19 protein-coding genes and 1 pseudogene are annotated in these 23,012 nt (G+C 69.6%); 7 read left to right on the plus strand and 13 right to left on the minus strand.

The genetic code is table 11. The features are described from left to right. Window positions 1-67: 67 nt before the first annotated feature. Window positions 68-1,126, minus strand: a complete 1,059-nt coding sequence (locus tag ACWFR3_RS31625; protein WP_453738088.1) for a LacI family DNA-binding transcriptional regulator — start codon at window positions 1,124-1,126, stop codon at window positions 68-70. A gap of 482 nt (window positions 1,127-1,608) precedes the next feature. Here ACWFR3_RS31625 and ACWFR3_RS31630 point away from each other — a divergent pair, with 482 nt between their 5' ends. Both ACWFR3_RS31630 and ACWFR3_RS31635 read left to right on the plus strand, forming a co-directional pair. Then, complete coding sequence (locus ACWFR3_RS31630) at window positions 1,609-2,286, plus strand: ThuA domain-containing protein (protein WP_453738089.1); 678 nt, start codon at window positions 1,609-1,611, stop codon at window positions 2,284-2,286. Further along, window positions 2,271-3,389, plus strand: a complete 1,119-nt coding sequence (locus tag ACWFR3_RS31635) for a Gfo/Idh/MocA family protein (protein WP_453738090.1) — start codon at window positions 2,271-2,273, stop codon at window positions 3,387-3,389. The genes ACWFR3_RS31630 and ACWFR3_RS31635 overlap by 16 nt, the downstream gene beginning before the upstream one ends. A 131-nt stretch (window positions 3,390-3,520) precedes the next feature. On the opposite strand, the gene ACWFR3_RS31640 is transcribed toward ACWFR3_RS31635, so the two are convergent. From ACWFR3_RS31640 to ACWFR3_RS31665, 6 genes are all read right to left on the minus strand, one after another. Continuing rightward, window positions 3,521-4,207 carry a polysaccharide deacetylase family protein gene (locus tag ACWFR3_RS31640; protein WP_453738091.1) on the minus strand — a complete coding sequence of 229 codons (687 nt, stop codon included), beginning with the start codon at window positions 4,205-4,207 and terminating at the stop codon, window positions 3,521-3,523. Window positions 4,208-4,339: 132 nt separating this feature from the next. Beyond that, a complete protein-coding gene (locus ACWFR3_RS31645; RefSeq protein WP_453738145.1) occupies window positions 4,340-4,996 on the minus strand; it encodes a glycoside hydrolase family 11 protein in 657 nt (218 codons plus the stop codon). Window positions 4,997-5,346: 350 nt separating this feature from the next. Next, window positions 5,347-6,381 carry a LacI family DNA-binding transcriptional regulator gene (locus ACWFR3_RS31650; RefSeq protein WP_453738092.1) on the minus strand — a complete coding sequence of 345 codons (1,035 nt, stop codon included), beginning with the start codon at window positions 6,379-6,381 and terminating at the stop codon, window positions 5,347-5,349. Between the two features lie 414 nt (window positions 6,382-6,795). Then, the gene (locus tag ACWFR3_RS31655) at window positions 6,796-7,209 is read right to left on the minus strand and encodes a DUF4190 domain-containing protein (protein WP_453738093.1); all 414 of its coding nucleotides are present in this window, start codon (window positions 7,207-7,209) and stop codon (window positions 6,796-6,798) included. 1,037 nt (window positions 7,210-8,246) lie between these two features. Beyond that, on the minus strand, window positions 8,247-9,896 hold the full coding sequence (locus ACWFR3_RS31660; protein ID WP_453738094.1) for a GMC family oxidoreductase: 1,650 nt from the start codon (window positions 9,894-9,896) through the stop codon (window positions 8,247-8,249). A 580-nt stretch (window positions 9,897-10,476) separates the two neighbouring features. Continuing rightward, window positions 10,477-11,076 carry a TetR/AcrR family transcriptional regulator gene (locus ACWFR3_RS31665; RefSeq protein WP_453738095.1) on the minus strand — a complete coding sequence of 200 codons (600 nt, stop codon included), beginning with the start codon at window positions 11,074-11,076 and terminating at the stop codon, window positions 10,477-10,479. A 95-nt stretch (window positions 11,077-11,171) separates the two neighbouring features. Between ACWFR3_RS31665 and ACWFR3_RS31670 the strand changes: the two genes are divergently transcribed. Further along, window positions 11,172-12,662, plus strand: a complete 1,491-nt coding sequence (locus ACWFR3_RS31670) for a carboxylesterase/lipase family protein (protein WP_453738096.1) — start codon at window positions 11,172-11,174, stop codon at window positions 12,660-12,662. A gap of 244 nt (window positions 12,663-12,906) precedes the next feature. Continuing rightward, on the plus strand, window positions 12,907-13,347 hold the full coding sequence (locus ACWFR3_RS31675) for a hypothetical protein (protein WP_453738097.1): 441 nt from the start codon (window positions 12,907-12,909) through the stop codon (window positions 13,345-13,347). A gap of 452 nt (window positions 13,348-13,799) precedes the next feature. On the opposite strand, the gene ACWFR3_RS31680 is transcribed toward ACWFR3_RS31675, so the two are convergent. Both ACWFR3_RS31680 and ACWFR3_RS31685 read right to left on the minus strand, forming a co-directional pair. Continuing rightward, on the minus strand, window positions 13,800-14,006 hold the full coding sequence (locus ACWFR3_RS31680; RefSeq protein ID WP_453738098.1) for a hypothetical protein: 207 nt from the start codon (window positions 14,004-14,006) through the stop codon (window positions 13,800-13,802). An 89-nt stretch (window positions 14,007-14,095) separates the two neighbouring features. Further along, complete coding sequence (locus ACWFR3_RS31685; RefSeq protein WP_453738099.1) at window positions 14,096-14,488, minus strand: peptidoglycan-binding domain-containing protein; 393 nt, start codon at window positions 14,486-14,488, stop codon at window positions 14,096-14,098. A 705-nt stretch (window positions 14,489-15,193) separates the two neighbouring features. Here ACWFR3_RS31685 and ACWFR3_RS31690 point away from each other — a divergent pair. Continuing rightward, window positions 15,194-15,826: a TetR/AcrR family transcriptional regulator gene (locus tag ACWFR3_RS31690; protein WP_453738100.1), complete on the plus strand. Its 633-nt coding sequence runs from the start codon at window positions 15,194-15,196 to the stop codon at window positions 15,824-15,826. Beyond that, window positions 15,823-16,296 carry a Dabb family protein gene (locus tag ACWFR3_RS31695; protein WP_453738101.1) on the plus strand — a complete coding sequence of 158 codons (474 nt, stop codon included), beginning with the start codon at window positions 15,823-15,825 and terminating at the stop codon, window positions 16,294-16,296. Before ACWFR3_RS31690 ends, ACWFR3_RS31695 begins: the two co-directional genes overlap by 4 nt. A 604-nt stretch (window positions 16,297-16,900) precedes the next feature. On the opposite strand, the gene ACWFR3_RS31700 is transcribed toward ACWFR3_RS31695, so the two are convergent. From ACWFR3_RS31700 to ACWFR3_RS31715, 4 genes and pseudogenes are all read right to left on the minus strand, one after another. Further along, window positions 16,901-17,533, minus strand: a complete 633-nt coding sequence (locus ACWFR3_RS31700) for an FMN-dependent NADH-azoreductase (protein ID WP_453738102.1) — start codon at window positions 17,531-17,533, stop codon at window positions 16,901-16,903. 1,213 nt (window positions 17,534-18,746) lie between these two features. Next, window positions 18,747-19,319 carry a hypothetical protein gene (locus ACWFR3_RS31705; RefSeq protein ID WP_453738103.1) on the minus strand — a complete coding sequence of 191 codons (573 nt, stop codon included), beginning with the start codon at window positions 19,317-19,319 and terminating at the stop codon, window positions 18,747-18,749. A gap of 463 nt (window positions 19,320-19,782) precedes the next feature. Further along, window positions 19,783-19,914, minus strand: a pseudogene (locus ACWFR3_RS31710) (GPP34 family phosphoprotein); the annotation flags it as partial. 979 nt (window positions 19,915-20,893) lie between these two features. After that, window positions 20,894-21,550 (minus strand): class I SAM-dependent DNA methyltransferase, encoded by a 657-nt coding sequence (locus tag ACWFR3_RS31715; protein ID WP_453738104.1) that lies wholly within the window; start codon window positions 21,548-21,550, stop codon window positions 20,894-20,896. An 821-nt stretch (window positions 21,551-22,371) separates the two neighbouring features. Here ACWFR3_RS31715 and ACWFR3_RS31720 point away from each other — a divergent pair. Further along, window positions 22,372-22,593 (plus strand): hypothetical protein, encoded by a 222-nt coding sequence (locus ACWFR3_RS31720; RefSeq protein ID WP_453738105.1) that lies wholly within the window; start codon window positions 22,372-22,374, stop codon window positions 22,591-22,593. Window positions 22,594-23,012 lie beyond the last annotated feature (419 nt).

Genomic DNA, 23,012 nt, shown 5'->3' on the forward strand with positions numbered 1-23,012 from the left:
CCTGGGGGGGGTTACACCGCCTAAACAAAAATGGCCCTTCCCCACCCCCGTCCGGGTGCCTGCCGCACTACTGCTCGCGCGGGGCCGCCGTACTGGCCCTGACCACGAGTTCCGTCGCCAGCTCGATGCGCGGCGATGCGGGTGCCACGGACCGCGCGAGGTCGAGGACGGTGCGGGCCGCCAACTTGCCCATGTCGGACAGGGGTTGGCGCACCGTGGTGAGCGGCGGCGCGCTCCAGCGCACCTCCGGCAGATCGTCGAAACCGACGACGCTCATGTCCTCGGGCACCCGCAGGCCGCGCCGGCGCAGCGCCTCGATCGCGCCCAGGGCCATCTGGTCGCTGGAGGCGAAAACGGCGGTAGGCGGCTCGGCGAGGTCCAACAGCCGCTGGCAGCCGCTGAATCCGGACGCGTGGTAGAAGTCACCGGGCACGATCAGCTCGTCGTCCACCGGCGCACCCGCCACGTCGAGCGCGGCCCGGTAACCATCCAGCCTGGCCCGCGAGCACAGCAGCCTAGGCGGGCCCTCTATGAACCCGATCCGCCGGTGCCCGAGGCCCAGCAGGTGCTCGGTGGCCGCCATCCCGCCCGCCCAGTTGGTGGCGCCGACCATCGGCGCCTCGGTCGCGGGCGATCCTGCCGGGTCGATCACCACCAGCGGCACGCCCAGGCGCTGCAACTCGTCGTGCAGCCCGGGCTCCAGGACCGACGTCACCAGGATCACGCCGTCGGACGCGCGGGCCCGCAGATTGGTCATCCACTGCCGGGCCGCGCCCGCCCGGTCATGGATGGCGGAGACCACCGTGCCCACCTCCGCCTCGTGCGCGACCTCCTCGACGCCGCGGATGATCTCCACGGCCCACGGGCTGTCCAGGTCGTTGAAGACCAGATCGAGCAGGGCGGCACGGTCCCCGGGCGCGGGCGGCCGGCGCCGGTAGCCGTGCCGCCGCAACAGCTCCTCCACCCGGGCGCGGGTGGCCGGTGACACGTCGGAACGTCCGTTCACGACCCGCGAGACGGTCGGGACCGAGACCCCGGCCTCCCGCGCGATCCCGGCGATCGTCACCTTGGCCGGCCCGTCCGGGCTCCGCGTGGTCGCCTTGCGCTGAGCGCCTTCCCCGGCCACGTTCCCCACCTCCGTCGACTCGTCATCCGTAAATCTCCGGATGCCTTCCGGATGCCTTCCGGAAACCGTAGGACATGCCGTCGACCACGCGCCGGTCAAGCCCCCCGTCCGTACGACCGGCCGAACGCAAGGCCCTTGATCCCAGCGTGACCGGCCTCCAGAACGCCGACCAGTCAGGCCAGTTGGCCCCACACGTACACGGCGGCGCCCCCTTCGTGACCGTCGTACGAATGCGCGCGGACCTCCCGCGCCGGGACGGTTCCGGTCGGTTCGCCCTGGCGGTGGCCGGCGCGAGGCAGGCGGCCCCGTTGACAGAGGTGAGGAGCGGCCTTAAGTTGCGGCGATGTTGCCGGAAGATTCCCGGAAGTTCCCGGCGCACCCTTCCCCGACCGTGCAAAGGCCTCTGCCCTGCGCGCGCGACGCACGGCCCTGCGCGGCCACGCCTCCTCGCCGCCGCATTCGACACCCCCGGAGGACGACTCATGGCCCCTTCCCGCACCACGGCCTGCAAACGGGCTCTGGTGGTCCGCGGCGGCTGGGACGGGCACGCCCCCGTCGCCGCCTCGGACCGTCATGTCACCGCCCTGAAGGAGGACGGCTACGCGGTGACGGTCTCCGACACCCTCGACAGCTACCTCGACGCGGACCTGCTCACCGCGACCGATCTCGTGGTGCAGTGCTGGACGATGGGCGAGATCACCGACCCCCAGGCGGAAGGTCTGAGCCGGGCCGTCCGCGCGGGCACCGGTCTGGCCGGCTGGCACGGCGGCATCATCGACGCCTTCCGCGCCCAGACGCGCTACCACCTGATGACCGGCGGTCAATTTGTGCACCACGCACGGGAGTTCAGCACCTTCGAGGTCGTCCCCGTGCCGGGCAAGGCGGATCACCCCGTGCTGGCCGGCATCGACGCCTTCACCGTCACCACCGAGCAGTACTACCTGCACGTCGACCCGGCGATCGACGTGCTCGCAACCTCCCTGTACGCCCACGACCCCGACCACCCCGATCTCGCGGGCACACAGGTACCGGTGACCTGGACGCGCCGCTGGGGCGAGGGCCGGGTCTTCGTCACCACACTCGGACACAGCCTCGCCGACCTGGAGGTGCCCCAGACCGACGCGATGATCAGGAAGGGCATGGCATGGGCGACGCGGTGAAGGCCCGCTCACCCCTGCGCATCGGGGTGGTCGGCGCCGGACAGATCAGCGGGGCGTATCTGCGGACGCTGGCGACCCTGCCGAACCTGTCCGTCACCGCGGTCGCCGACCTGGACGAGACCCGCGCCGCCGCCGTCGCGGCCACGGTCCCCGGCGCTCGCGCCACCGGCCTGAAGGAGCTGTACGCGGCCGAGGACGTCGACCTCGTCCTCAACCTGACCGTCCCCGCCGCGCACGCCGACGTCGCCCGTGCCGCGATCGCCGCGGGCAAGCACGTCTACGGCGAGAAGCCGCTGGCCGCGACCACCACCGAGGCCCGGGCGGTGCTGGCCGCGGCCGACCGCGCGGGCGTGCGCGTGGGCTGTGCTCCGGACACGGTCCTGGGCACAGGGGTGCAGTCCGCCCGCGCGGTCCTGGACGCGGGGCAGCTCGGCACGCCCGTCGCCGCCACCGCCTTCATGGTCACGCCGGGCCATGAACTCTGGCACCCCGCCCCGGAGTTCTACTACCGGACCGGTGGCGGCCCCCTGTTCGACATGGGCCCGTACTACCTCACCGCCCTGGTCACGCTCCTTGGCCCGGTACGCACAGTGGTCGGCATGGCATCCACCTCGCGCCCGGTGCGCACCATCGCCAGCGGCCCGCGGGCCGGTACCGCCTTCCCGGTGGAGGTGGCCACCCACGTCACGGGCGTCCTGGAGCACGAGTGCGGGGCGCTGACCACGCTGGTGATGTCCTTCGACGTCTGGGCCGGCGTCCTGCCGCGCATCGAGGTGTACGGCACCGACGGCTCCCTGTCCGTTCCCGACCCCAACGGCTTCGACGGACCGGTGCGCCACTTCAGGGCCGGGGCCGGACAATGGGAGGACGTCCCCGTCCAGGGCGGTTACGCGGGAGCCGGCCGCGGCTACGGCATCGCGGATCTCGCCCGCTCCCTGGCCACCGGCACCCCGCACCGCGCGAGCGGCCAACTCGCCTACCACGTACTCGAGATCATGGAGTGCCTGCTCACCGCGTCCGGCACAGGGCGGAGCGTCACCGTCACGAGTGCGGGTGAGCGGCCCGCCGCCATCCCCGCCCACGCGCGGCCCGAGGCCGAGTGAGCCGGCGCCGGACGCCCCCCGACGCCGAAGCGGCCGGGCTCCGATAGCCGGCCTCTCGCGAGCCTCCCTCTGCGGCACGCCAGGTGCCGCAGGGGGAGGCGCCGTCGTGCAGGACCCCGGGCTTGCGGCGGTCAGGCCGGAGCCGTTGCGCGGCCGGTCTGCGCAGAGATCATGCCGGCGCACAGGCCGCGAGCCGCCAGCCCCCGGGCGATGCGCGGGATCGCGGCGCGCGTGTTGGCGGGCCAGTCGTGCATGAGGATGATCTGGCCGTTGGTGAGCCGGGCGGCGGCCTGCACGATCGCATCGGCACTGGCGCCGTTCCAGTCCTGTGAGTCGACGTCCCAGATGACCTGGGTCAGGCCGTACTTGGCCGCGACGGACTGCACCGTCGCATTGGTCTCGCCGTACGGCGGACGGAACAGGCGGGGCGTGCCCCCTCCGCCGTCGGCGATGGCCTGCTGGGTGCGGGAGATCTCCGAGTCGATCTGTGACTGGCTGAGCCGGGTCAAGTGAGGGTGGGTGTAGCTGTGGTTGCCGACCCACATGCCGGCGGCGACCTGCGCGCGGACCAGGGAGGGGTTGGCGGCGGCGTACTGCCCCTGGTTGAACATCGTGGCGCGCAGCCCGTTCTGCTTGAGCACGTCGAGCAGGGCCGACGTGCCGGCGGACGGGCCGTCGTCGAAGGTGAGGGCGACGTAGCCGGTGCAGGCGGCGGCTTGCGCCGAGGCGGCGCCATCGACGGCAAGGGTGCATGCACCGGCCATGGCGGCGACGGCCAGCCCTGCCGTCAGGGAACGCAGCGAGTGAGGTGAGGGCATGCTCATCAGTGGGTCCTCCGGCTCGGGAATCTGTTGCGACACCTGGAGATGGCGGCGGTCGCGCGCTGCCGGTCCATGGGCGGCTCGCGGCGCGACCGCCGCAACCATCATCAAAAAGGGCGGCCAACTCGTCTAGTACACGGTGATGTTGGAGCTGCCGCTGCTCTGATAGCCCTCGGTCGCCATGATCATGTAGTACTTGAAGCTGCCCAGGGGCATCCCGGCTCGGCTCCACGCGTCGAAGTGGTTGCCGCTGGTGATGCTTCCGCCCGTGCGCTTCGACTGCCGAACGCTCCAATACTGGTCGAAGGTGCGCGTGCCCTCGACGGACGGGGCGTTGTACCGCGTCGTCCGGTAGATGTCGTAGGTGCCGCCGTCACTGGTGACGGTGCCCTTGTACGTGCCGGTGGGCCGGTAGGTGCCCCAGTTGTCGACGATGTAATACTCGACGAGCGGGTTCGACGTCCAGCCGTAGAGCGTCAGATAGGCGTTGCCGGAGGGGGAGAAGGAGCCCGAGTAGTTCACGGTCCTGCGGGAGCCGTTGGCCCAGCCCTTGCCGGCCACGAAGTTGCCGGTGTTGCGCCATGAGGTGCTGTACCTGCCGCCGGAGGACAGGGTCATCGAGACCGTCCCGGGGGCGTCGGTCCAGAACGAGTAGTAGTAACCGTTGTTGGTGCCGGTCTGGTTGGTCGTGATGGTCGTGTCCGCGTACGCGGTACCCGGCAGCGTCAGCGCGGAGGCGCCGAGTGCCAGGGCGCCGGCCGTGCCGATGAAAGCGCGGCGGCTCATCGGGGGTACGGGGGGCGGGTCGCTCAGGTTCATGCTTCCTCCTGGTGGGGCCAGCGAGAGGCTGCACAGCCATTGAGGTGTGTGTCGACGTCGATAGGTTGATGGCGGGCCTACACACTGTCAACTGTTTCGGCGTATCGAGCGAAACTTTAGCTCCGCGACCATCCTCCACCGCGCACCATCGCACCTGGCCACAGGGTCAACTGGGCCACACAGAAACAGATCTGACGCCCCGAGGCGAGAACCAGCCAGGGTGACGGGTAATCACCTCGACCATCTCTCCGAAAGTTTTTCGGAGCGTCGCGAGACGCGCTGTGCGTCTACCGGCCCGCAACAGGCTGAACAGGCCGTCATCGGCCTTGTCGGCACTCCGCCGTGCTCTCGCGCACGACCAGACTCGTCGCCAGCTCCAGCCTGGTCGCCACCGGCTCCTCCGACCGAAGACGCATCAGCATCTGCGCCGCCCCCTCGGCCATCTGTCGCAGGGGCTGGTGCACCGTCGTGAGCGGGGGACTCGACCACTGGGCCAGGGGCACATCGTCATAGCCGACCACGGACAGATCGTGCGGGACACGCAGGTCCCGCAGCCGGGCCGCCTCCAGGACGCCGAGGGCCTGAAGGTCGCTGCCCGCGAAGACCGCGGTCGGCGGATTGTCCAGATCGAGCAGTTCGGCCGCCCGCTCACGACCGCCCTCGACGTGGAAGTCGCCGAACCGGACGAGTTCGGGGTCGGCCGGCAGCCCGGCCATGCTGAGCGCCGAACGGTACCCGTCGAGCCGGGCCAGCGAGCAGAGCATGTCCTCGGGGCCCGTGATGATGCCGATGCGCCGGTGGCCGAGCTGGACCAGATGCCGCGTGGCGGCCAGGCCGCCGTTCCAGTTCGCCGACCCGACCGAGGGCACGTCCGGGTCGGGGTCACCGGCCGGGTCGATGACGACGAACGGGATGGAGCGCGACCGCAATTGCTGCTTCGCCGCGCTGGGGAGAGTCGAGAAGACCAGGACCACACCGTGCGGCCTGCGCCGCAGCACACCCTCGATCCATTCGGGCCCCGGCGCATGCCGCGTACCACTCTCGGTGAGCACCACACTGGCACCGCTGGCCTTCGCCACCTTCTCCACCCCGCGGATGAGCTCCAGTGCCCACACGCTCTCCAACTCGTGGAAGACGAGCTCGATGAGCGGCGCCTCGCGAGCGGCCCGAGTGGTGCGTCGGTAGGCGCTCTCGTCCAGGATGCGCTCCACCTTCACGCGGGTCGGAGTCGCCACGTCGCGCCGCCCGTTGAGCACCTTCGAAACAGTCGAAATGGAGACCCCCGCCTCCTGGGCCACCTGCGCCAGGGTGATGCGACCCAATCCCTCGTCATCTCGCATGCTCAGGAGCATAAGGCACGGTCAACCGCCCTCAAGTGATGCAGTGTTGCCCACCCGCCCGCCCACCGACGCTGCCCTCAAAACGATCGGTCCGACTTCCGGCGGGACGACGGAGACGGGGGAGTGAGCCAGCAGCCGGAGGTGAGCCCTTGGTTCAGTGCGCAGCACCGGCACCGACCGAGCAGCTCGATGAAGAGCGGTGCTATTGCGCGTTCTGCGCCTACGTCGCGGAGCTCGGCGATTCCCCCAAGTCCTGGTGGGGTCAAGACCCTCTGGAACGGTTCCCCGCCCTTTATAGGTGGGGCCAGTGCTCACTCTTAAGCGAGGCCAAAGGACACTCCTGAAGTCACTGATCTTCCTGCGGCGCATGAAGTAGACGCGGAATAGGAGACGTTCGGATGCCGACGGCATGGGGCTCGGGGCGGGTCAGTCGTTGAATTCGCGGTCGAAGTCCTTCGCGCACGCGTCACGTTCACTCTTTGTGTCGGCGTGCTTGATGCAGTCGTCGAAGTTCTTGTACTCGTCCGAATTGAGGATCGACGCGCCGATCGCGATGATCACGCCGGACGCGATCAGGCCGAGCCCGCCGAGCACCGCGCCGATGATCGACATCACCCCGTGAGGCGCCCGGCCCCCACGCGCCTTGCGCGCGCCGATGATGCCGAAGATCACCGCCAGCAGGCCGAGCAGTGCGCCACCGATGACAGTCCAGAAGAGCAGGATCGCCAGAATACCGAGAACAAGAGCGGCGATCGCCATTCCGTTGCCCGGCCGCATCCCGGAGTGCTCGGGAGTCTGCCCGTAGTTTCCGGAGGTCTGGGGATGCTCGGGGAAGGACATGACATCACACCCATCTGTGCTCTATTGCAGTCGAGTTGCCGTAGCTGCCCGTATGCCCTGACACCGTCTGTGAATGCGTGAAGTCCGCCGAGCGTGCTTGTCCGAACGGGCGGTTTCCTGGCCGCGGACCGCCGATGCCACGTCGTACGCCGAGGTGAGGATGTCCGTGCCGTCCGTCTGCCTGTGGGGAAGAGGTGCCCACATTCTCTGCTCGCTCCTCTATGGCCTGAAGGATCGCCGCACTCGCCAGCCGGACACCTTTCACTTACGAGACGGCACCGGGGCTGCAAGGCTCGACAGGAGCACGGGCGCGGCTCCTTGTCGATTACGCCGATTGCAGTCACCTATGCGAGCCCATCGCCGCACACGCGCCGCCCGTGCTGAGCACTGCACCGGCGGGCGATCTCTCCAGCAGGGATGAAGTGGCCGGTCCGGCACCGGGCGAGGCTGTCGCGCCGGCCGTCATGCCACCTGCTGACGCCAGGGCGGTTACCGCGCAGCGCTGATCGTGTAGGCGGCGGGCGGCGGGCGGCGGGCGGCGAGCGGCGCAGTCGCGGGACGCAGAGCACCACCACGAGGCGGGCCGTCCAGTTGTCCTGCTGCATCGCCATCCGGATCGTCCGCCAGAATTCCTCTCCCATCGCGCCTCCTTGGCGTCGTGCGAGTGAATGCTGAGGATGACCAGTCGGCTCACTTCCCACTGCATCATGGACCAGGAAAATGACACACCTGCCATGGCTGCTGCTGGGACCTCGGGCTGAGCCCTCCCGCGCGCCCAGAGGCCGCTGAACAGGTCGTCGAGCATCCGCGTCACGGGCATGGCGGTACGAGACACGGAAGCTCGCCTCGCCGACGTTCGGCAACAGTTGCACCGTGTCTGTCAGCGTGCGCCCACCTCGGCAATCTGCGGCCGGCCGTGACGCCCGGAGCGGCCAAGTGGACCGCTTGGTTTGGATCTTGTGCGTCAGAGTCAGCTGGTGGCGTACGTCAACCGGCACACCAACTGCTGCCCGCACGCGTGGGGTTGGCCCGGCTTGCTACTTGCCGTGTTGTTTCATCAACTCCGCGCACCGTTCGCCGATCAGCATGGCGGGAGCGTTGGTGTTGCCGCCCGTGATGCTGGGCATCACGGCGGCATCGGCGACGCGCAGGCCTTCGATGCCGCGCACCCGCAGTTCAGGATCGACGACGGCGTCCTCATCCTCGTATCCGCCCATTTTGCAGGTGCCGACCGGGTGGTAGACGGAGTGGATGCGCTGCGGCAGCTCGCGTGCGAGGTCACTCTCGTCGGCGGCCGCCGGGCCGGGATGAAGCTCGCCGGTGACGACCTCGGTGAGGCGCTTGTGCGCCATGACCTCCCGCACGAGTTTCATTCCGGCGACGAGGAAACGGGCGTCGTCGGGATCGGAGAGGAAGCCGGGGTCGATCAGTGGGGCGACGGCGGGGTCGGCGGAGGCCAGCCGCAGCTCACCGCGGCTCTTGGGGTAGATGAGCGTCGGCATCACCGTCAGCGCCGCCCGTTTGTCGACGGCGTGACGGACGGGCGCGTCCTGGTTGGGGCTCGGATATGACCAGGGGAGGGCGAGCAGCTGCAGATCGGGCTGATCGGCGGGAGTTTCGGCTGCGGCAGTCCGTACGAAGGCCATCGCCTCGAAAACGGTACGGCCCAGCCAGCCGCCCCCGCGCACCGACTCCGAGACCATCCCGGCGAAGAAGTGGCGTGCGGTGCCGCGGTGTTGTGCGCTGGGGGCGAGGAAGGTCATCGGCACGAAGAGGTGGTCGTGGAGGTTTCGCCCGACCGGCAGATCGACGGCCACATCGAGCCCCAGGCCGCGCAGTTGCTCGGCGGGACCGATCCCGGAGAGCAGCAGTATCTGCGCCGAGCCCACCACACCGGCCGACAGCACGACCTCGCGCCCGGCGCGCAGTATCTGCCGCTGCCGGCGGCCGTCGGCGATCTCCACCCCCGTGCACCGGCCCGCTTCGAGCACCACGCGCGTCACCATGGCCGCCGGACGTATCTTCAGGCCGGCCGGTCGATCGTCACCGAGATAGGCGTGCGAGGCGCTGTAGCGGACACCGTCGCGGGCGCTCATCTGCACGACGCCGACGCCTGCTTGTTCGGCTCCGTTGTAGTCGTCGTTGCGGGGTGAATCCAGCGCGTCGCCGAATGCTTCCACCAGCGCGTGGGATGCCGGGGTGAGACCGCTCTGGCGGGTCACCGCCACCGGGCCCCCGGCGCCGCGCAGTTCGCTCGCGCCGTCCTCCCAGTCCTCCATGCGCTTGTAGGAGGGCAATATCTCGTCGTGTGACCAGCCGGTGCAGCCGGCCGCGGCCCAGTCGTCATAGTTGCGCCGGTGGCCGCGCACGAAGAGCATGCCGTTGATGGCGCTGGAGCCGCCGAGCAGCTTGCCGCGGGTAACGGGAATCCGGCGGCCCCCCGCGTGCTCCTGCGGAGTCGTGTAGTAGCCCCAATCGAAACGCTTCTTCACTTGGGGTACGGAGTGCATGATCGAGATCATGCCGGGGACCCGGATGACACGCGATCGATCGAGCCGATCCGCGCCCGCCTCCACCAGAATGACGCTCGCACCGGTGTCCGCGAGCCTGCGCGCGACGATGCAGCCTGCGCTGCCGGCGCCCACGACGATGTAGTCCGCTTCATTATCTGATGCTGCGTCAGTCATGTCCGCAGTGAAACACGTTCGGGCCGAGGGGAGAATACGCAGGACCAAGGGCATGGTCGCGTCATCGCGTGAGATGGGGATGGCGCTCCGAGTCAAGCGGTCGCTGCTGTCCGGAGCGAGTGGGTGACCAGGGATGCAGCCATGTGCGCCAGACAGCGGGAGCATTGCCGAGGTGACAGGGGGTGGCGGCCGCTTGCAGGCGAGGCGGCGATCCGGCAGGCGCGGGGGCTGGCCGCTGTGAAGAGCCCCTTCTTGATGGTCATGGGGCAGAGCGGGGAGCGGTGTCTTCCCGGTGGCAGGCCGAGGTGGGGACCTGCGGGCCGGGAGGCACTCGGTCGGGTTCTGAGGGAGGGCCCGGGGTAGCCCCGCACCGTCGCTGCCCGTCCCGGAAGCCGCGCCTGTGGTCTTCCGTGGACGCGCAGCCTGGCATGGCTGTGCGACTGGGCCGGGGGCGTTTCGGCATATTGGTCAAGTCGCCTGCTGGCCGGGTTTGTGATGTCGGTTAGTGGTGGCGTCACCGAGGGGGCTTGGGGTGGGGTGTGCTTCTGCCCGGGGCGGCTCGGCGGGGGAGTGGGGCGGGTCACGTACTGCTGAACAGCCTTTCCAGATGCGCGTCGATCGCGGCGAGCGCGTCTGAGGGGGCGATCACGTCGAGTTCGATCAGGGGGGTGAGGCCGGTGAGGGCGAGGAGAAGGTTGGTCTCAATCGCCGGGTCGCGGCCGGGGTCGATGTGCCCGTCGGTGATCGCCTGGCGGACCAACTGCTCGACGAGGGACCGCCCTTGGGTGAGACCGCGGCGCGCCTGCTCGTGCACGGTCTGGTCGTGCAGCGCCTCCAGGGCATAGGCGGCGCTCATCCGGCTGGTCGCGCGGGCGTCGGCATGCAGGGGGAGCATTTCCGCGAGCGTCAGTCGCAGCACGTCACGGGGGTGCGGAGGGGCACCGAGCTTTTCGAGTCCCTGGTGTACGCGCACCGAGGTCTGCTCGGAGGCGAAATCCATGGCGAAGGAGAGCATGGCGGTCCGGGAGGCGAAGTAGTGTTGCAGCTGCCCGAGTGACATGCCCGCCTCCTGCGCCACCACGCGCATCGTCAGCTGTGTGACGCCACGCTGCTCCACCACCCGCCACAGTGCGCGGGCGATCGCTTCGCGGCGTCCGCGGTGATCCACCTGTTTCGGCATCGCAGGCCCCCTCGTACCCCCGGCACTATTCCAATACAGTCGACATAATACACCTGACCCATAATCCAGGGGTCCACTCGAGGGAGGGAATCGTCATGTCCGAAGGGCCGAAGGTGCGGACCTTGGAAGGCGTGGTGCAGGGGCGCCGGCGGCAGGGCCACGCGGTGTTCCGCGGCATCCCCTACGCTCAACCCCCCGTCGGAGCGCTCCGCTTCGCCGCGCCCGCGCCGCCGCACCACTGGGAGGGAACGAGGCAGGCGGCCGAGTTCGGCCCTGTGGTGCCGCTGTCCCTGCCGATCGACGTGCCCCCGCAGGGCACCGACTGGCTGACGCTCAACGTCGGCACTCCGGATCCCGGCGCGGCGGGACTGCCGGTGCTGGTGTGGATCCCCGTGGGCGGCTATCTCTCGGCGGCGTCGAGCGACCCGATGTACGACCCGGCAGCGCTGGCCGGGGCGGGAGTCGTCGTGGTGACCATCAACTGCCGCGTGGGCGCTGAGGGATTCGCGTTCCTCGACGACGCGCCGCCCAACCGCGGATTCCTCGACCAGATCGCGGCGCTGGAGTGGGTGCAGCGCAACATCGCCGCCTTCGGAGGCGACCCCGGCCGGGTCACCGTGGGCGGGCTGTCCGCCGGGGCGGGTTCGGTCGCCGCGCTGCTGACGATGAAGTCCGCGCGTGGCCTGTTCCGGCGGGCCATCGCCCATTCGGTGCCGGGGCTGCACAGCACCCCAGCGCTGGCCCGGCAGGTCACCGCCGCGTTCGCGGACCGGCTCGGCGCCGCAGCCCCCACCGCCGAGGCCCTGCGCGACATCGACCCATGGCACCTGGCCGCCGAGCTCACCTCCTTCAACGCCGGCCTCCACGCGCACCGGGACAGCTGGGGACGCCTCACGGAGACCGGCACCGCGCTGTGCCCCGTCGTCGACGGCGAGGTCCTCCCGGAAACGCCCTGGCCCGCGCTGACTGGCGGGCGCGCGAACGGGACCGAACTGCTCGTCGGTCACGCCCGGGACGAATTCCGCTACTTCAGCGTCGTGAGCGGTCGGCACGGCACCTTCACCGAGGAGGACGCCCGCGCAGCCCTGGAACTGCTCGCCCCGCAACCGGACGGCGCGCGGGCCTACCGTGCCGCGTTCCCGCAGGCAGGCCCCGAGGAGCTGGTGGAGACGGTGTACTCCGACGCCCTCTTCCGCATGCCGTCACAGAAGCTGGCCGAGGCGAACGCCGCGGCCGGCGGCACTTCGTACCTCTTCGAACTGTGCTGGGCCGCCCCGGCCCTCGGCGGCATCCTGGGCGCCTGCCACAGCCTCGACCTGCCCCTGGCGTTCGGCACGCTCGACAGCCCCGTCGCCATCCAGCTCATCGGCCAGGAGCCGACTCGTGAGGCCGTCGCGCTCTCCCGCGAACTCCAGGAGGCATGGGTTCGCTTCATCACCACCGGCGACGCGGGCTGGCCCGCCCACCGGCCCGCCGGGCACCTCACCCGCGTCCTGGACGCCGAGTCGAAGACTCTGCCCTACCCTGAACAGGCATCCCGCGAGATCTGGGAAGGCCACACCCCCGCCCCCTTCGGTCATGCGTAATGGTCCGGGCCGGCTCCTGCGACTGCGACGTCGCCACGCACCTGCCCATGGGGGACAGCGCGAAGAGGCAGACCGGAAACCATAGAGCCGGGCCTGTGAGTGACGGCATCGTCTGCGCAACTGTCTCCTTGTCAGCTACCTCCGGGCCGCTGGGGCCGACGGCCCACTCCGGCTCGATCGCCGCGCGTTCACGGCGAGCTCGCGCCATATCCGCGGCATCGTCGCCGAAAGCTCAGGGCTGGGCATGCTGACGGCGGCCGGTGAAGCGCTCTTCGCCGGGGGCAACACGGCGCATCCGCTGCAGAGCTTCGACGCACTGCCCGGTAGCCTGACGGGCTATCAGAACGACGGGATCCGGACCGATTTGCTGTTCCACCTGCCCGGTGGCCGGGTTGCCTTGGTCGCGAAGCGCCGCAACATGCAGGCTGCGGAACGCGTGGAGACCAGCCGGTGCCCGTCCGCCTATCGCGATCTCCGCCTCTCCCGCCGCCGCATCCGCAGCCCCAGCAGCCCGCCTCCCAGCATGCACGCCGCCAAGTACCCCCACCACACCGGGTCACCGGCGTCGAACACCGACCGTGCCAGCGCCCATACGGCCACGCCGAACACGCACATCGCCGCGAGCACACCCGCCGTCCACCGAAGTCCACTCATGCCACCCCACTACCCCCGCGATGGGCCCTGATGGCTTGCACGCTCCAGCCGGCCTCGGCCCGGGACGCCCGCTGCTGCTGCGCGGGCCGACCGGTCCGCTCACGCATTCCCTGCACCGCCTTCCGGCCGCAGAAGACGGTGGGCGCGATGTGCGGGTTGGGGGAGGGGCAGCGGTGGGCGGCGTCATGCTTTTGGCGCCGGCCATGTGCGGGTGACGACGATCGCGGCTATGACGTGTCCTCATCCGTGGCGCGATTTTGCTGAAGCGCGCGGATTTCCGATTACTCCCCAGCCCCAAGAGGGGCTGAGCGATCGGGTTGTCTGCACGAGCGTGCTCGGCGCCGGGTCTGCCGGGGCGCCGGGGGACGTGGAGGAGCCCTGTTCTGTACTTCTGAACCTGGCCGGTGGGTGCAGCCGGGCCTTGCCGGTTGCCCCCCAAGGGCTGGGGGAGCCGGAGCCAACCGGCAAGGCCAGGAACCGCGCTCAACACTTGTAGAGGTGCATGTCCACGGTGCTGGTGCGTTTCCAGGCCGTCTCGAAGGCGAGCGAGTCACTGGTCCTGTAGAGCGGCCGCGCCACGCCTGCCTTGCTCTTGCTGAGGTTTCCGAAGCATTTGGCGGATGCACCGGCCTGTTGGGCGGGGGCGGGTGCGGCGGACGGGGCGGTCACCGCCCGCCCGCTGGCTGGCATCCTCCTTCCTGTGCCGGTGTACGGGGCCACGCAACGCACGGTCATGGCACCGAGATCAGCGGCTGCGGGACAGCTCTGAGCCAGACAGGTCAGACGCCGGGCTCCGCGCAGCTCATCTGCGCTGCGTCCGGGCGCCGGTAGTAGATCCAGTCCATCTTCCTGCGGGTTTCCGGGCCGTATTCGCCGTCGACGGAAGCGCCTTCTCGGCCCTGCACGGTTCTCACGGCGGATTCGGTCTTCTCGCCGTAGATGCCGTCCTGCCCTCCGGTGTCGAGGCCGTAGCAGGTGTTGAGTGTCTTCTGAAGAAGGCGGACGGCCTTGCTCTGAGCGCCGCGCCCCATCACGCAATCGCGTGTCGAGGAACCCGTCTTGCTGTATACCGGCTGTACGACGAAACGTGTGCTGCTCACAAACACCGCCGTGTCGGCGTTACACGTCGGGTAGGCCGCTGCCTGCGCCCCGGATGCAGGCAACACCAGCACGGCAGCCGCACCGATCGCGGCCAGGGCGGCGAAAGCCCTGTGTCTCCTTATGTTTCCCCCTGTAATCGGCTGTGCTCATCGGCTGTGCAGGGCAAGGCGGCCGCTGCGCGTCTACGGGACGTCACGGCATGGAACGGCCGGCCAGTTGAATCGACGACCGGGTTCGTGGACCGAAACCCTCTGGCCGGGCGGAACCGACTCTAGGGAAGGTCGCGGGCAGCAGGCCATGCGCACGGTGCACGGTTGCAGGGCTGCGGCTGCGCACGGTGCACGGTCGGCGACAGGCCGGTTGGAGTCGTGTGCGGTGAGGATCCGGCCGCGGCGCTGGCCATATTGGTCTCACACCGGCGCGGGACGCGACGCCCTTCGGGCGGGCCGGAGGCAGCCGGGTACTGGCCAAGGGGCGGCGCATTGAGGTACGGGCGCGCGATGAGTCGCAGGCTTTGAACGTCGTTCCAGGCGTGTGCGGAGGAGTGGCTGTTCGGTTCCCGGGTCTGTGAGGTGCGGTGGGGGGTGGCGGGTGGCGGGTTGTTTGCGAGGTGTGCTGGGCCTGGGTGGTGTTTGCGTGGCAGCTGGCAGTCCCGGGGGTGACGGCCGTGGGCAGTGCCTATCGGCGCCAGCGAGTCTGGCCGTGTGGGGTTGACAGGTGAGGGAGTACCAAAAATACTAACGGCGTTAGGAGTACTAACGACGTTAGGGGTTGTGGTGGGGAAGCGGGAAGAGGTGCGCCGGCGGACGTTCGCCGAGATCCTTCAGGCCGCGGGCCGGATGGCCGAAGCCGAAGGCTGGCGGGCGGTGACCATCCGGCGGATCGCCGCCGAGATCGGCTACAGCGCGCCGGTGATCTACCAGCACTTCCCGGGCAAAGAGGCCCTGCTGCACACGCTGCTGGAGCGGGCCAACGGCGAGCTGGCGCAGCGGATGCGGGCCGCGGTGGCCGGTGAACCGGCCGCACGGGGCCCGCACCTGGCGGCGGTCGCCTACCTGGAGTTCGCCCGGTCGCGGCCCGGCCTGTACCAGCTCGTGTCGGGCGCGCCCGGCACGGACGTCGATGCCGCCGCCCGCCGCGCCGCCGCCGCCGACGTGATCGCCTTCACCAGGCAGCTCATCGGTGCGTGGTCGGCCGAGAGCGCAGCCGGGCCTGCCAGTGTCGAGGACGCCTGCGACCTGTTGTGGGGCACGCTGCACGGCCTCGCGAGCATCGGGTCGATCGAGGACGTCGGCTTCGACCGCGCCCTGCGCCTGGCCGACCAGGCGGTGACCGCACTGCTCGGCTACTGGTCAGCCCCCACCGCGCATATCGAAAGCCGCCCGCAGACCGCCAGGGGAGAGAAATGATCTATCACCACAACCGCTTCACCTTCAAGGCGACCGCCACCGCCGAGCAGCGCGAGGCGGCCCTCGCCAGCCTGCGCAACCAGGGCGAGTCGATCGACGCGGTCACACGCTATGTAGTGGGCAGAGACATCGGCGGCGAGTTCGAGTACGGCGCCGTCTTCCTCCTGGAGAATCTCGACGGCTACTGGGAGTACCTCATGGCGCCCTCCCACGCCCGCACCGACCGAATCGGTCTGCCGCTGCTGGAGTCCTTCGTCTCCTACGACACCACCGACAGCGACGACCCGGACATCGTCCAGAAGATCGCCGACCTGCACACGCGACGCTACGCCGGCGACCCGGCCCTCACCGAGTTGGTGGCCAACCTCCCTTCCTACACCGGCAGCGGGGCCCCGGCCCCGGCAGCGCACACCAGCCCGCCGAGCGCCTCGGAAGCCGTGCCGGATCTGACGATCCGTGATGTGCCATGACGGCTGGCGAGATCGTTTTCGGCCTGGTCGCTCCTCTGAACTAGGGCCTGTGAACAAGCCCCCGCGTGCGCAGCGGCCCGGTGCGCACGCGGGGGCGTTGCTCACCCCTGACCCTGCCCGCCCCCTCGGTACGGAGAAGGTTCCCGTCAGTGCGCGGCCCTGCCGGCGGCCGGGCTCGAGAGGACGCCCGTGCAGACGGCGGCGCGTCAGGAAGCCCCTCCTGCAGACGACCCGGCGGCCGAGCCGCTTGTGCTCGTGGACGACGAGGGTCACGGCGGCGCCGGAGGAGCGGCTCTTCCCGGCGAGCTTCACGGCGGGCCTCCAGCTCGGGCCGTTTCGTGGCACGGGTGGAGATCTTCTCCGAGAAGACCCGCGCCACCCCGGCCTCGGCGAGGGAGCCGAGCTGTGCGTCGAGGCACCGCCGGGCGGTCGAGGCGCGGGCGTAGCCAAGGCGGACGTGCCCGACCGGTTCGGCGTCGGCGCTCACCGTCCGTGAAACACCTTCGGCTCGGGCGGCAAAGCCGCAACCGCGCCCCGAGCTGACCGCACAGTCGATCAACCGTCGTTGGCCCGGCGGATGCACAGTGCGCCGAAGCGGGCAGCGTCACTTGGCTGCGGTTTCACGGCCGGCGTCGCGGGCCGCAGCCAGGGCTTTGGTATGCACATCGGCGGCGAGGTCCTGGAGGTGTTCCATACCGGGGGAGGTGGCGGCAAGGGTGAGCTCGCGTTCGATGACGACGAGGTCGGCCTGCCACACGTCGGCGAGGATGCGCTTGAGGTAGGGGGTGGAGTGGTCCCAGCCCTCGCGCGGAGTGCCGGGGGCGTAGCCGCCGCCTCGCACGGTGGCCAGGAAGGTCGGCTTGTCCTTGAGTACCGGACTACCCAGGGGCGACCCGGCGATGATCAGGTCCACCCAGGTCTTGAAGTGCTGGGAGACGCCGAAGTTGTACAGCGGCACGGCCAGCACCACCGCCTCGGCGGAGTCGAGTTCCGCGGTGAGCGACCCAGCGAGGGTGAGCGCGTCGCGCTGGGCGGGAGTGCGGTCGGGTTCGGGCGTCAAGTTGCCGGTGTGGGCGTGTGCCCAGGCGTCGGCGGGCAGTGGATCGGTGCCCAGGTGGCGGCGTACCACCGGCACGTCCGGGTGGACTGCGGTCCACTCCGATTCGACGAGGTCGGCGAGTTCGGCGCTGGCGGACGTGCAGGGAAGGATGCTGGCGTCGAGTCGGAACAGGCTCATAGCGTCTCCATGGTGTTGGTGTCGATGTCAGCGCGATTCCGGTGGTGCGTTTCCTTCGACCGACGCGGTGTGAAGTGCGCGGTCTCTCATCGATTGCGGTGGCCTATGCCGTTGGGCGCCGGTCCGGTGCGGTGAGTGGCGATCGGCTCCCAGGGGCAGATGCCTGGAGTGGTCAGCGTCCTCTGCGCGTGTAGGCGCGGAGCGACAGCGGCACGAAGATCACCAGAAGCGCGGCCTCCACCGCGTCCTCGACTGCACCGCCGCGGCCCTCCCATCAACGGCGGAGTCCGAACAGGAAGGGCCAGGGCAGGCTCGTAGTCGACCATCCGAGAGGGCATCAGGAGACACATAGACGCCACCAAGCCGTGCCTTGAATGCCACGGCTGTACCGATGTTCCCCGCGGCCGCAGTACGCATCCGACGTCCTCGTCCACGACTTCGCGTCGATTTTGTTGCCGGAAGAGCCTGGATACCCGCGGAGTCCGCCGCAGCGCGAGGGCCGGGCACGTCAGCATCTTCCGCGCCCAGTCCGCCCCACCCGAGAGGATTCTGCGCGAATGGGAGTCTGGGGGGCTCGGGCGGCGTATCCGAGATGACGCGGTACGGATGGTCCGTGCGGGCGTCGTCCGGCGGACGCGATGCAATCTGTTCGGTGGCTCGTGAGGCTGCTCGCGGTCCTTGTGCCGGCAGGGGAATCGATGCTCGGCATCGGCCCGTGGACCCTGGTCATTCCCGACCGTGTCGTTCGCGGCGGGGGACGGAGGAGAGGCACGGCGGCACGCCGACGTGACGGCCGCCTGTCCGTCACGTTGGTGGTGCCCGGCCTACTGGGCCGGGCACCTAGGACAGCTTGTGCCGTCAAGGGGTGGTTGTCGGTATCAGGCGCCCGAACACGACATCGCCCGATGCGACGACCAGCCACGGAAGCTGCAACATGGTGTCGGGGCCGGCTTTCTTCGCCTCCGCCACCGCGGCCAGTTGTTGCTGAGCGTCACTGTTGCTGAGGCCGTGACGCGGGGCAGCGCTACGGCAGAGAGCAGCCGGGCGGCGCCATCCGGGTGCCGAAGACGGTCCGGTTCGGACCGTCGAATCAGGCAGCGAGCCCGTCGACGGCCGGGTGCACCGGTGCTGGGCCTATGCCCGCGGCCGAGGACCAGTCGACCTGCTCCCCGACCTGCACCACGCTGCGACCATGCACCATGCTGCCGGCGCGTCATCGCTCACGATAGAACCCGCGACCGGTCAGGCGAATCGCCAGGTCCTCTCCAACCGTGTCGACCAGGGTCGGGGCAGGCGCAACGTGGCTCTTGAACCGGCCACCGATAGCGGCTTCCACCGCCTTATCCGCCTCTTCCAGGCCCACGCCGGTGGAGGTGAGGAACCAGGTCAGCGTCGTATCGCAGAGCCCATACCAGGACGACTCGGCGTGGGTACTGTTGACGACGGCGGTGACCAGGCGGGTCACCGCGCGTTCCAGATGCCAGCTTCGGTCCTCGGCGTCCGCGTCGGGATGCGGCGCAAGTTGCTCGAACCGCTCGGCTACGTCCTCCAGCCAGTCACGCCACTCCAGCAGGCAGGTCACGACGCGTTCGGCGGTCTCCCGCGCTTCTCCAACCGAGTGCGAATGGCAGCACCAGGCGTCAACGGGACCGCCGTTGTGGACTGAGTAGTCCCAGCCGCAGGCCCACCGGCCGTAACGGGACACCAGGAGCACGGTGACCTTGTCGATGAATCGAAAGTCCGCCATCCGGCCGGGATCAGCCGTCCGGTCGGCCTCGGAAGGCACCAGCGGGACGACAAGCGCCGTCAGCTGTGCCGCCTCGTCTTCGTCCCAGTCGAAAGGGTTCCGGCCAGGATCAGCGGCAGCCCAAGGCAGCGACCGGGCTCGCTCGCGGTGGATGGACGTGACGCACCCCCGAAGTCAGACGTGACGGAACAACTGACCGATCATGCCCGCGAGGTCGAGACCTGTCACCCCGATTTGCCGACCTGCCGCCCGGCTGCCTTTACCCGCCCTGTTACACCCGTTTTCCGCCCGGAACGGGCACCGCCGCCGGGGTTCCGATGGGCTTGTGAGACACCGTGACCAGGCTGTGGGCCGGACGCACACCCATGGTCCAGGTGCGAGCCGCAGGACCCGGGCCGGAAGTGGTCTACGGACATGCTGTAGGAACAGCCGACGGCCGTGCGGCCGCATCACCGTTGCCGTTGCCGTCGGACTTGACCGAGCCCGCGGAGGCGGGCTCGGCTCACGGGCCGCGCCAGAGGTTGGCGAAGGCCGCGTTCTCGATGGTCCGCCTCTGGCGTACGGCCTCCAGCTCCATCACCGCGTCGTGGACGGCGGCCAGTACGGTCGTCACCGCCTCGTCATCGAGGGCGGGGCAGGGGAGTTCGGTCGCACAGGAATGGGCAGCGTGGCGCAGTTGAAGGTGCTCTGTCGCTGCACCTTTCCGGCGGCTGCTGCTCCCCGTACGCGCGGTGATGAACCCGGTCTGACCGGGGCTCGCGACAAGATCAAGTCCTGCTCCCCGCATACGCGGGGTGGACAGTCCCACAAGCGCCGGCTCAACAAAGGCAGTTGCTCCCCGCGCGGGGCTGCGGGCTGAGATGACGCTACGTGGTGTGCCACGGCCCGTGTCCGGTATGCCAGTCCCTTACTCGGTGCGGGAAATCGCTCCCCGGCTGATCGGGCGGGTCGTCGGCATGGGGTGCGGCGCATCCGTCGCCGAGCACCACACTCGACCACGTTGTGGCCCGGTGACCACCAGTGTCCGGTATTCACCGGGTCTGTCGCTGGCCAGCAGCACCGAGCCGTGCTGGTAGGTCTGGTGCAGCAGGGATGAGTGGCGGGTGTGGTCGTAGTAGTCGTGTTCCCACTGCCATTCCTCCTCGAGGGGGAATGGCTGGCCGGGGCAGGCGTACGGCGGCGCTATCGAACGGCGCCTGGGCTCATCCAGCAGTCCGCTTCCCGGCCGGTCCGGCTGTACGGTTTCTCTCCCGGCGGCAGCAGGCCGCCCTCGTCGGGCGGACTGTCATCGGCACCGTTGGCGATCTCGGTCACGAAAGTGCGGTACGGCTCCCGCAGCACCACCCCGTGCCTTCGCTCCCGCACCCGAAGCTCCTCCCCGTGCAACGGGCGGTGGCGGACCTCTGTTGGAAAGGTTGCGCGCAGGGCAGCAATCCCCCGAAATCGTATCTCCCGCGTCCGGCAGGTATCACCGGTCACTGACATTCCGGCCTCGGACCACTGCACGCAGCGGGTTGAAGAACGAGCTGGGTCCTTCGCGGGTCTGTCTGTTTTCGGGCGGGAACGTCGTACGGATCATCTGTTGGGCTTCGCCTGGCGGTGGGCGGAGCCGGTCAGGTTTGACGGTGCGCGAGGATGATTCCTCCCAGTTTGCTCTCGGCAGAGGTGAGAGTGGTGTGTGTCCGGACGGTGAACCCGGCTTCGTTGAGCCACTGGATCATTTGGTGGTGCTGCCGGCGGTGGACGTAGACGTTCATCGGGTGCCCGCCGTAGCCCTCGGTTTTCAGCTGCGAGGTGTCGCCGACATGGAAACTGAGCAGCAGCGGCCCCTCGGGCCGGAGTACCCGGCGGAAGTGGGCAAGGACCGGTCTGATTTCGGTGTCGGGAATGTGGATCAGTGAGTACCAGGCGACCAGGCCGGTCACGGAGGCGTCGGCCAGGGCGAGGTCCGTCATGGAGCCGAGGTCGAAGCGCGCACCGGGGTGACGACGGCGGGCCACCTCGAGCATGCCGGGGGACAGGTCGATGCCGAACGCGTCCAGGTCGAGGTGGCGCAGGTGGCCTGTGATCCGGCCGGTCCCGCACCCCACGTCCGCGACCGGCCCGCCGCCCCGGGCACGCACCAGGCCGGCGAACAGTGCCAGGACCGCGCGTTCCTCGGGTGTTTCGTCCAGGAGGTGGCGTGTCAGCTCTTCGTAGCTTGCCGCGACGGTGTCGTAAGACGTCCGTGTATCGGCCAGCCAGTCATCTGCGTTCGGTCCCGTGTCCACCGGCCGCAGGCTACACAGGTCATCAACCGGCCTGACGGCTTGGGTGCTTGACCGCCGGTACCCGGGCAGTACTGCTGCTCATCGGGTGGGCTCTTGGTGTTTGTGCGTACTGAGGCGGGGCGCAGGTGAAGAGAATCGTTTCTGCCGGGTAGGGGTAGAGGAAGGGGCTGATTGTCTGTCAAAGGCCCCGGGGCTCTGTTCGAAGGGTGGGGGAGTTGGATGCGCCGGAGCCTGGGTCGCGAAGTGGTGAGGATTGTTCTCTGTGGGGTTGTCATCGCGGTTGTCGCGGCGGCCGTGTTGGGCGTCATGTGGGCTGTGGAGAACATTGATTTCCCTGATCCTGATCCCGGGAGTTCGACCCAGCCGTATGACCCTCCTGGTGACCTCTTCGAGCCCCCCGCTCCTCCGGCCCCTCCTCCCTTTCCTCCGGGCCCGGCTCCGGTCTACCGCTGACAGGGCGGCAACTGGCTGCATCCCCCCGGCCTCTTGCGTCCGCCGCTTGGCCTGCGGGCGGGCTTTGGCGCGGGCCGTCTCTCCGGCCGGGAGTCATGAGTACGGGTACTCAGGTGCGTGTGGGGGTTGCCCGCCAGAATGGCCGTGCCATGACAGGTCACTGGGAGGGGCGCTGCGTGATGAATGCACGGAAGATCGTGTTGGCGGGGATGCTGGCAGTCTGTGCCGTGGCTGGGGCCGGGGCGGCGCCGGCTGTGGCTGCTGGGGGGCTTCTTCCGCATCCCGGGCCTGACGGCCTGGTGTGGGTTGAGAAGAGAACGGGCGATGGCGGGGTTGTGTCCGGCGGGGCCCGGGAGGGACTGCCGACGGTGCTCACGGTCGCTTGTGAGGGCGGCGGCAGCGTGGCGGTGACGATGGAGTCGCAGCAGGTGCAGGTGGCCGGGTTCGAGGTGGACTGCCCGGTGGGCACCGCGGGCGTGGGGTCGGTGACGCTGGATGAGGGCGTGGTGAGGTCTGGGTCCTTCACGGTGGGAGTCGACGCATCGCAGGAGGATGTGCGCTGGGCCCTGACGGTAACCCAGCCGGAATAGCAGACCCCACGCCGGCGGCCTGCTGCTGCGCGTTCTGGCAGCTGGAGCGCAGCGCAGGCCACGGTCCGGCCGGAGTCCGGCCGCGCCTCGCAACACGAGGCGGCTGCCCTGCAGTTGGCGCCCGTGCGGAGCTCGGGCGCCTGGCGGTGAGCGGAGCGAACCGCTTCCGCTCACGCGGAGCGGGAGCGGCCGGGGTGCGGAGCTCGGTCACTGCCCGCGCTCTGCTCGCCTGTTCCGCATACGCCCGACGCCGGCACTGGTTCTGATCACAGAAGAACCGGCGCACGCGGAGACGGACGACGGCCCACCGATATCGATGCCCGCCTCTACGCCGCCGAGGAGTCTGCGGCGGCGCCGGCCTCTTCGGCACCCCGGACGCCGGCCGGGTATGGCAGCTGCACGCCGACATCGACGCCTGG

The sequence above is a fragment of the Streptomyces sp. NPDC055189 genome, from assembly GCF_053606765.1.

Coding starts and splice junctions, on each gene's coding strand:
- ACWFR3_RS31635 (WP_453738090.1), top strand. CDS start 2,271: ATGGGCGACGCGGTGAAGGCCCGCTCACCCCTGCGCATCGGGGTGGTC.
- ACWFR3_RS31700 (WP_453738102.1), bottom strand. CDS start 17,533: ATGAGCCTGTTCCGACTCGACGCCAGCATCCTTCCCTGCACGTCCGCC.
- ACWFR3_RS31665 (WP_453738095.1), bottom strand. CDS start 11,076: ATGCCGAAACAGGTGGATCACCGCGGACGCCGCGAAGCGATCGCCCGC.
- ACWFR3_RS31630 (WP_453738089.1), top strand. CDS start 1,609: ATGGCCCCTTCCCGCACCACGGCCTGCAAACGGGCTCTGGTGGTCCGC.
- ACWFR3_RS31655 (WP_453738093.1), bottom strand. CDS start 7,209: ATGTCCTTCCCCGAGCATCCCCAGACCTCCGGAAACTACGGGCAGACT.
- ACWFR3_RS31650 (WP_453738092.1), bottom strand. CDS start 6,381: ATGCTCCTGAGCATGCGAGATGACGAGGGATTGGGTCGCATCACCCTG.
- ACWFR3_RS31695 (WP_453738101.1), top strand. CDS start 15,823: ATGATCTATCACCACAACCGCTTCACCTTCAAGGCGACCGCCACCGCC.
- ACWFR3_RS31675 (WP_453738097.1), top strand. CDS start 12,907: ATGCTGACGGCGGCCGGTGAAGCGCTCTTCGCCGGGGGCAACACGGCG.
- ACWFR3_RS31670 (WP_453738096.1), top strand. CDS start 11,172: ATGTCCGAAGGGCCGAAGGTGCGGACCTTGGAAGGCGTGGTGCAGGGG.
- ACWFR3_RS31640 (WP_453738091.1), bottom strand. CDS start 4,207: ATGCCCTCACCTCACTCGCTGCGTTCCCTGACGGCAGGGCTGGCCGTC.
- ACWFR3_RS31645 (WP_453738145.1), bottom strand. CDS start 4,996: ATGAGCCGCCGCGCTTTCATCGGCACGGCCGGCGCCCTGGCACTCGGC.
- ACWFR3_RS31680 (WP_453738098.1), bottom strand. CDS start 14,006: ATGCCAGCCAGCGGGCGGGCGGTGACCGCCCCGTCCGCCGCACCCGCC.
- ACWFR3_RS31660 (WP_453738094.1), bottom strand. CDS start 9,896: ATGACTGACGCAGCATCAGATAATGAAGCGGACTACATCGTCGTGGGC.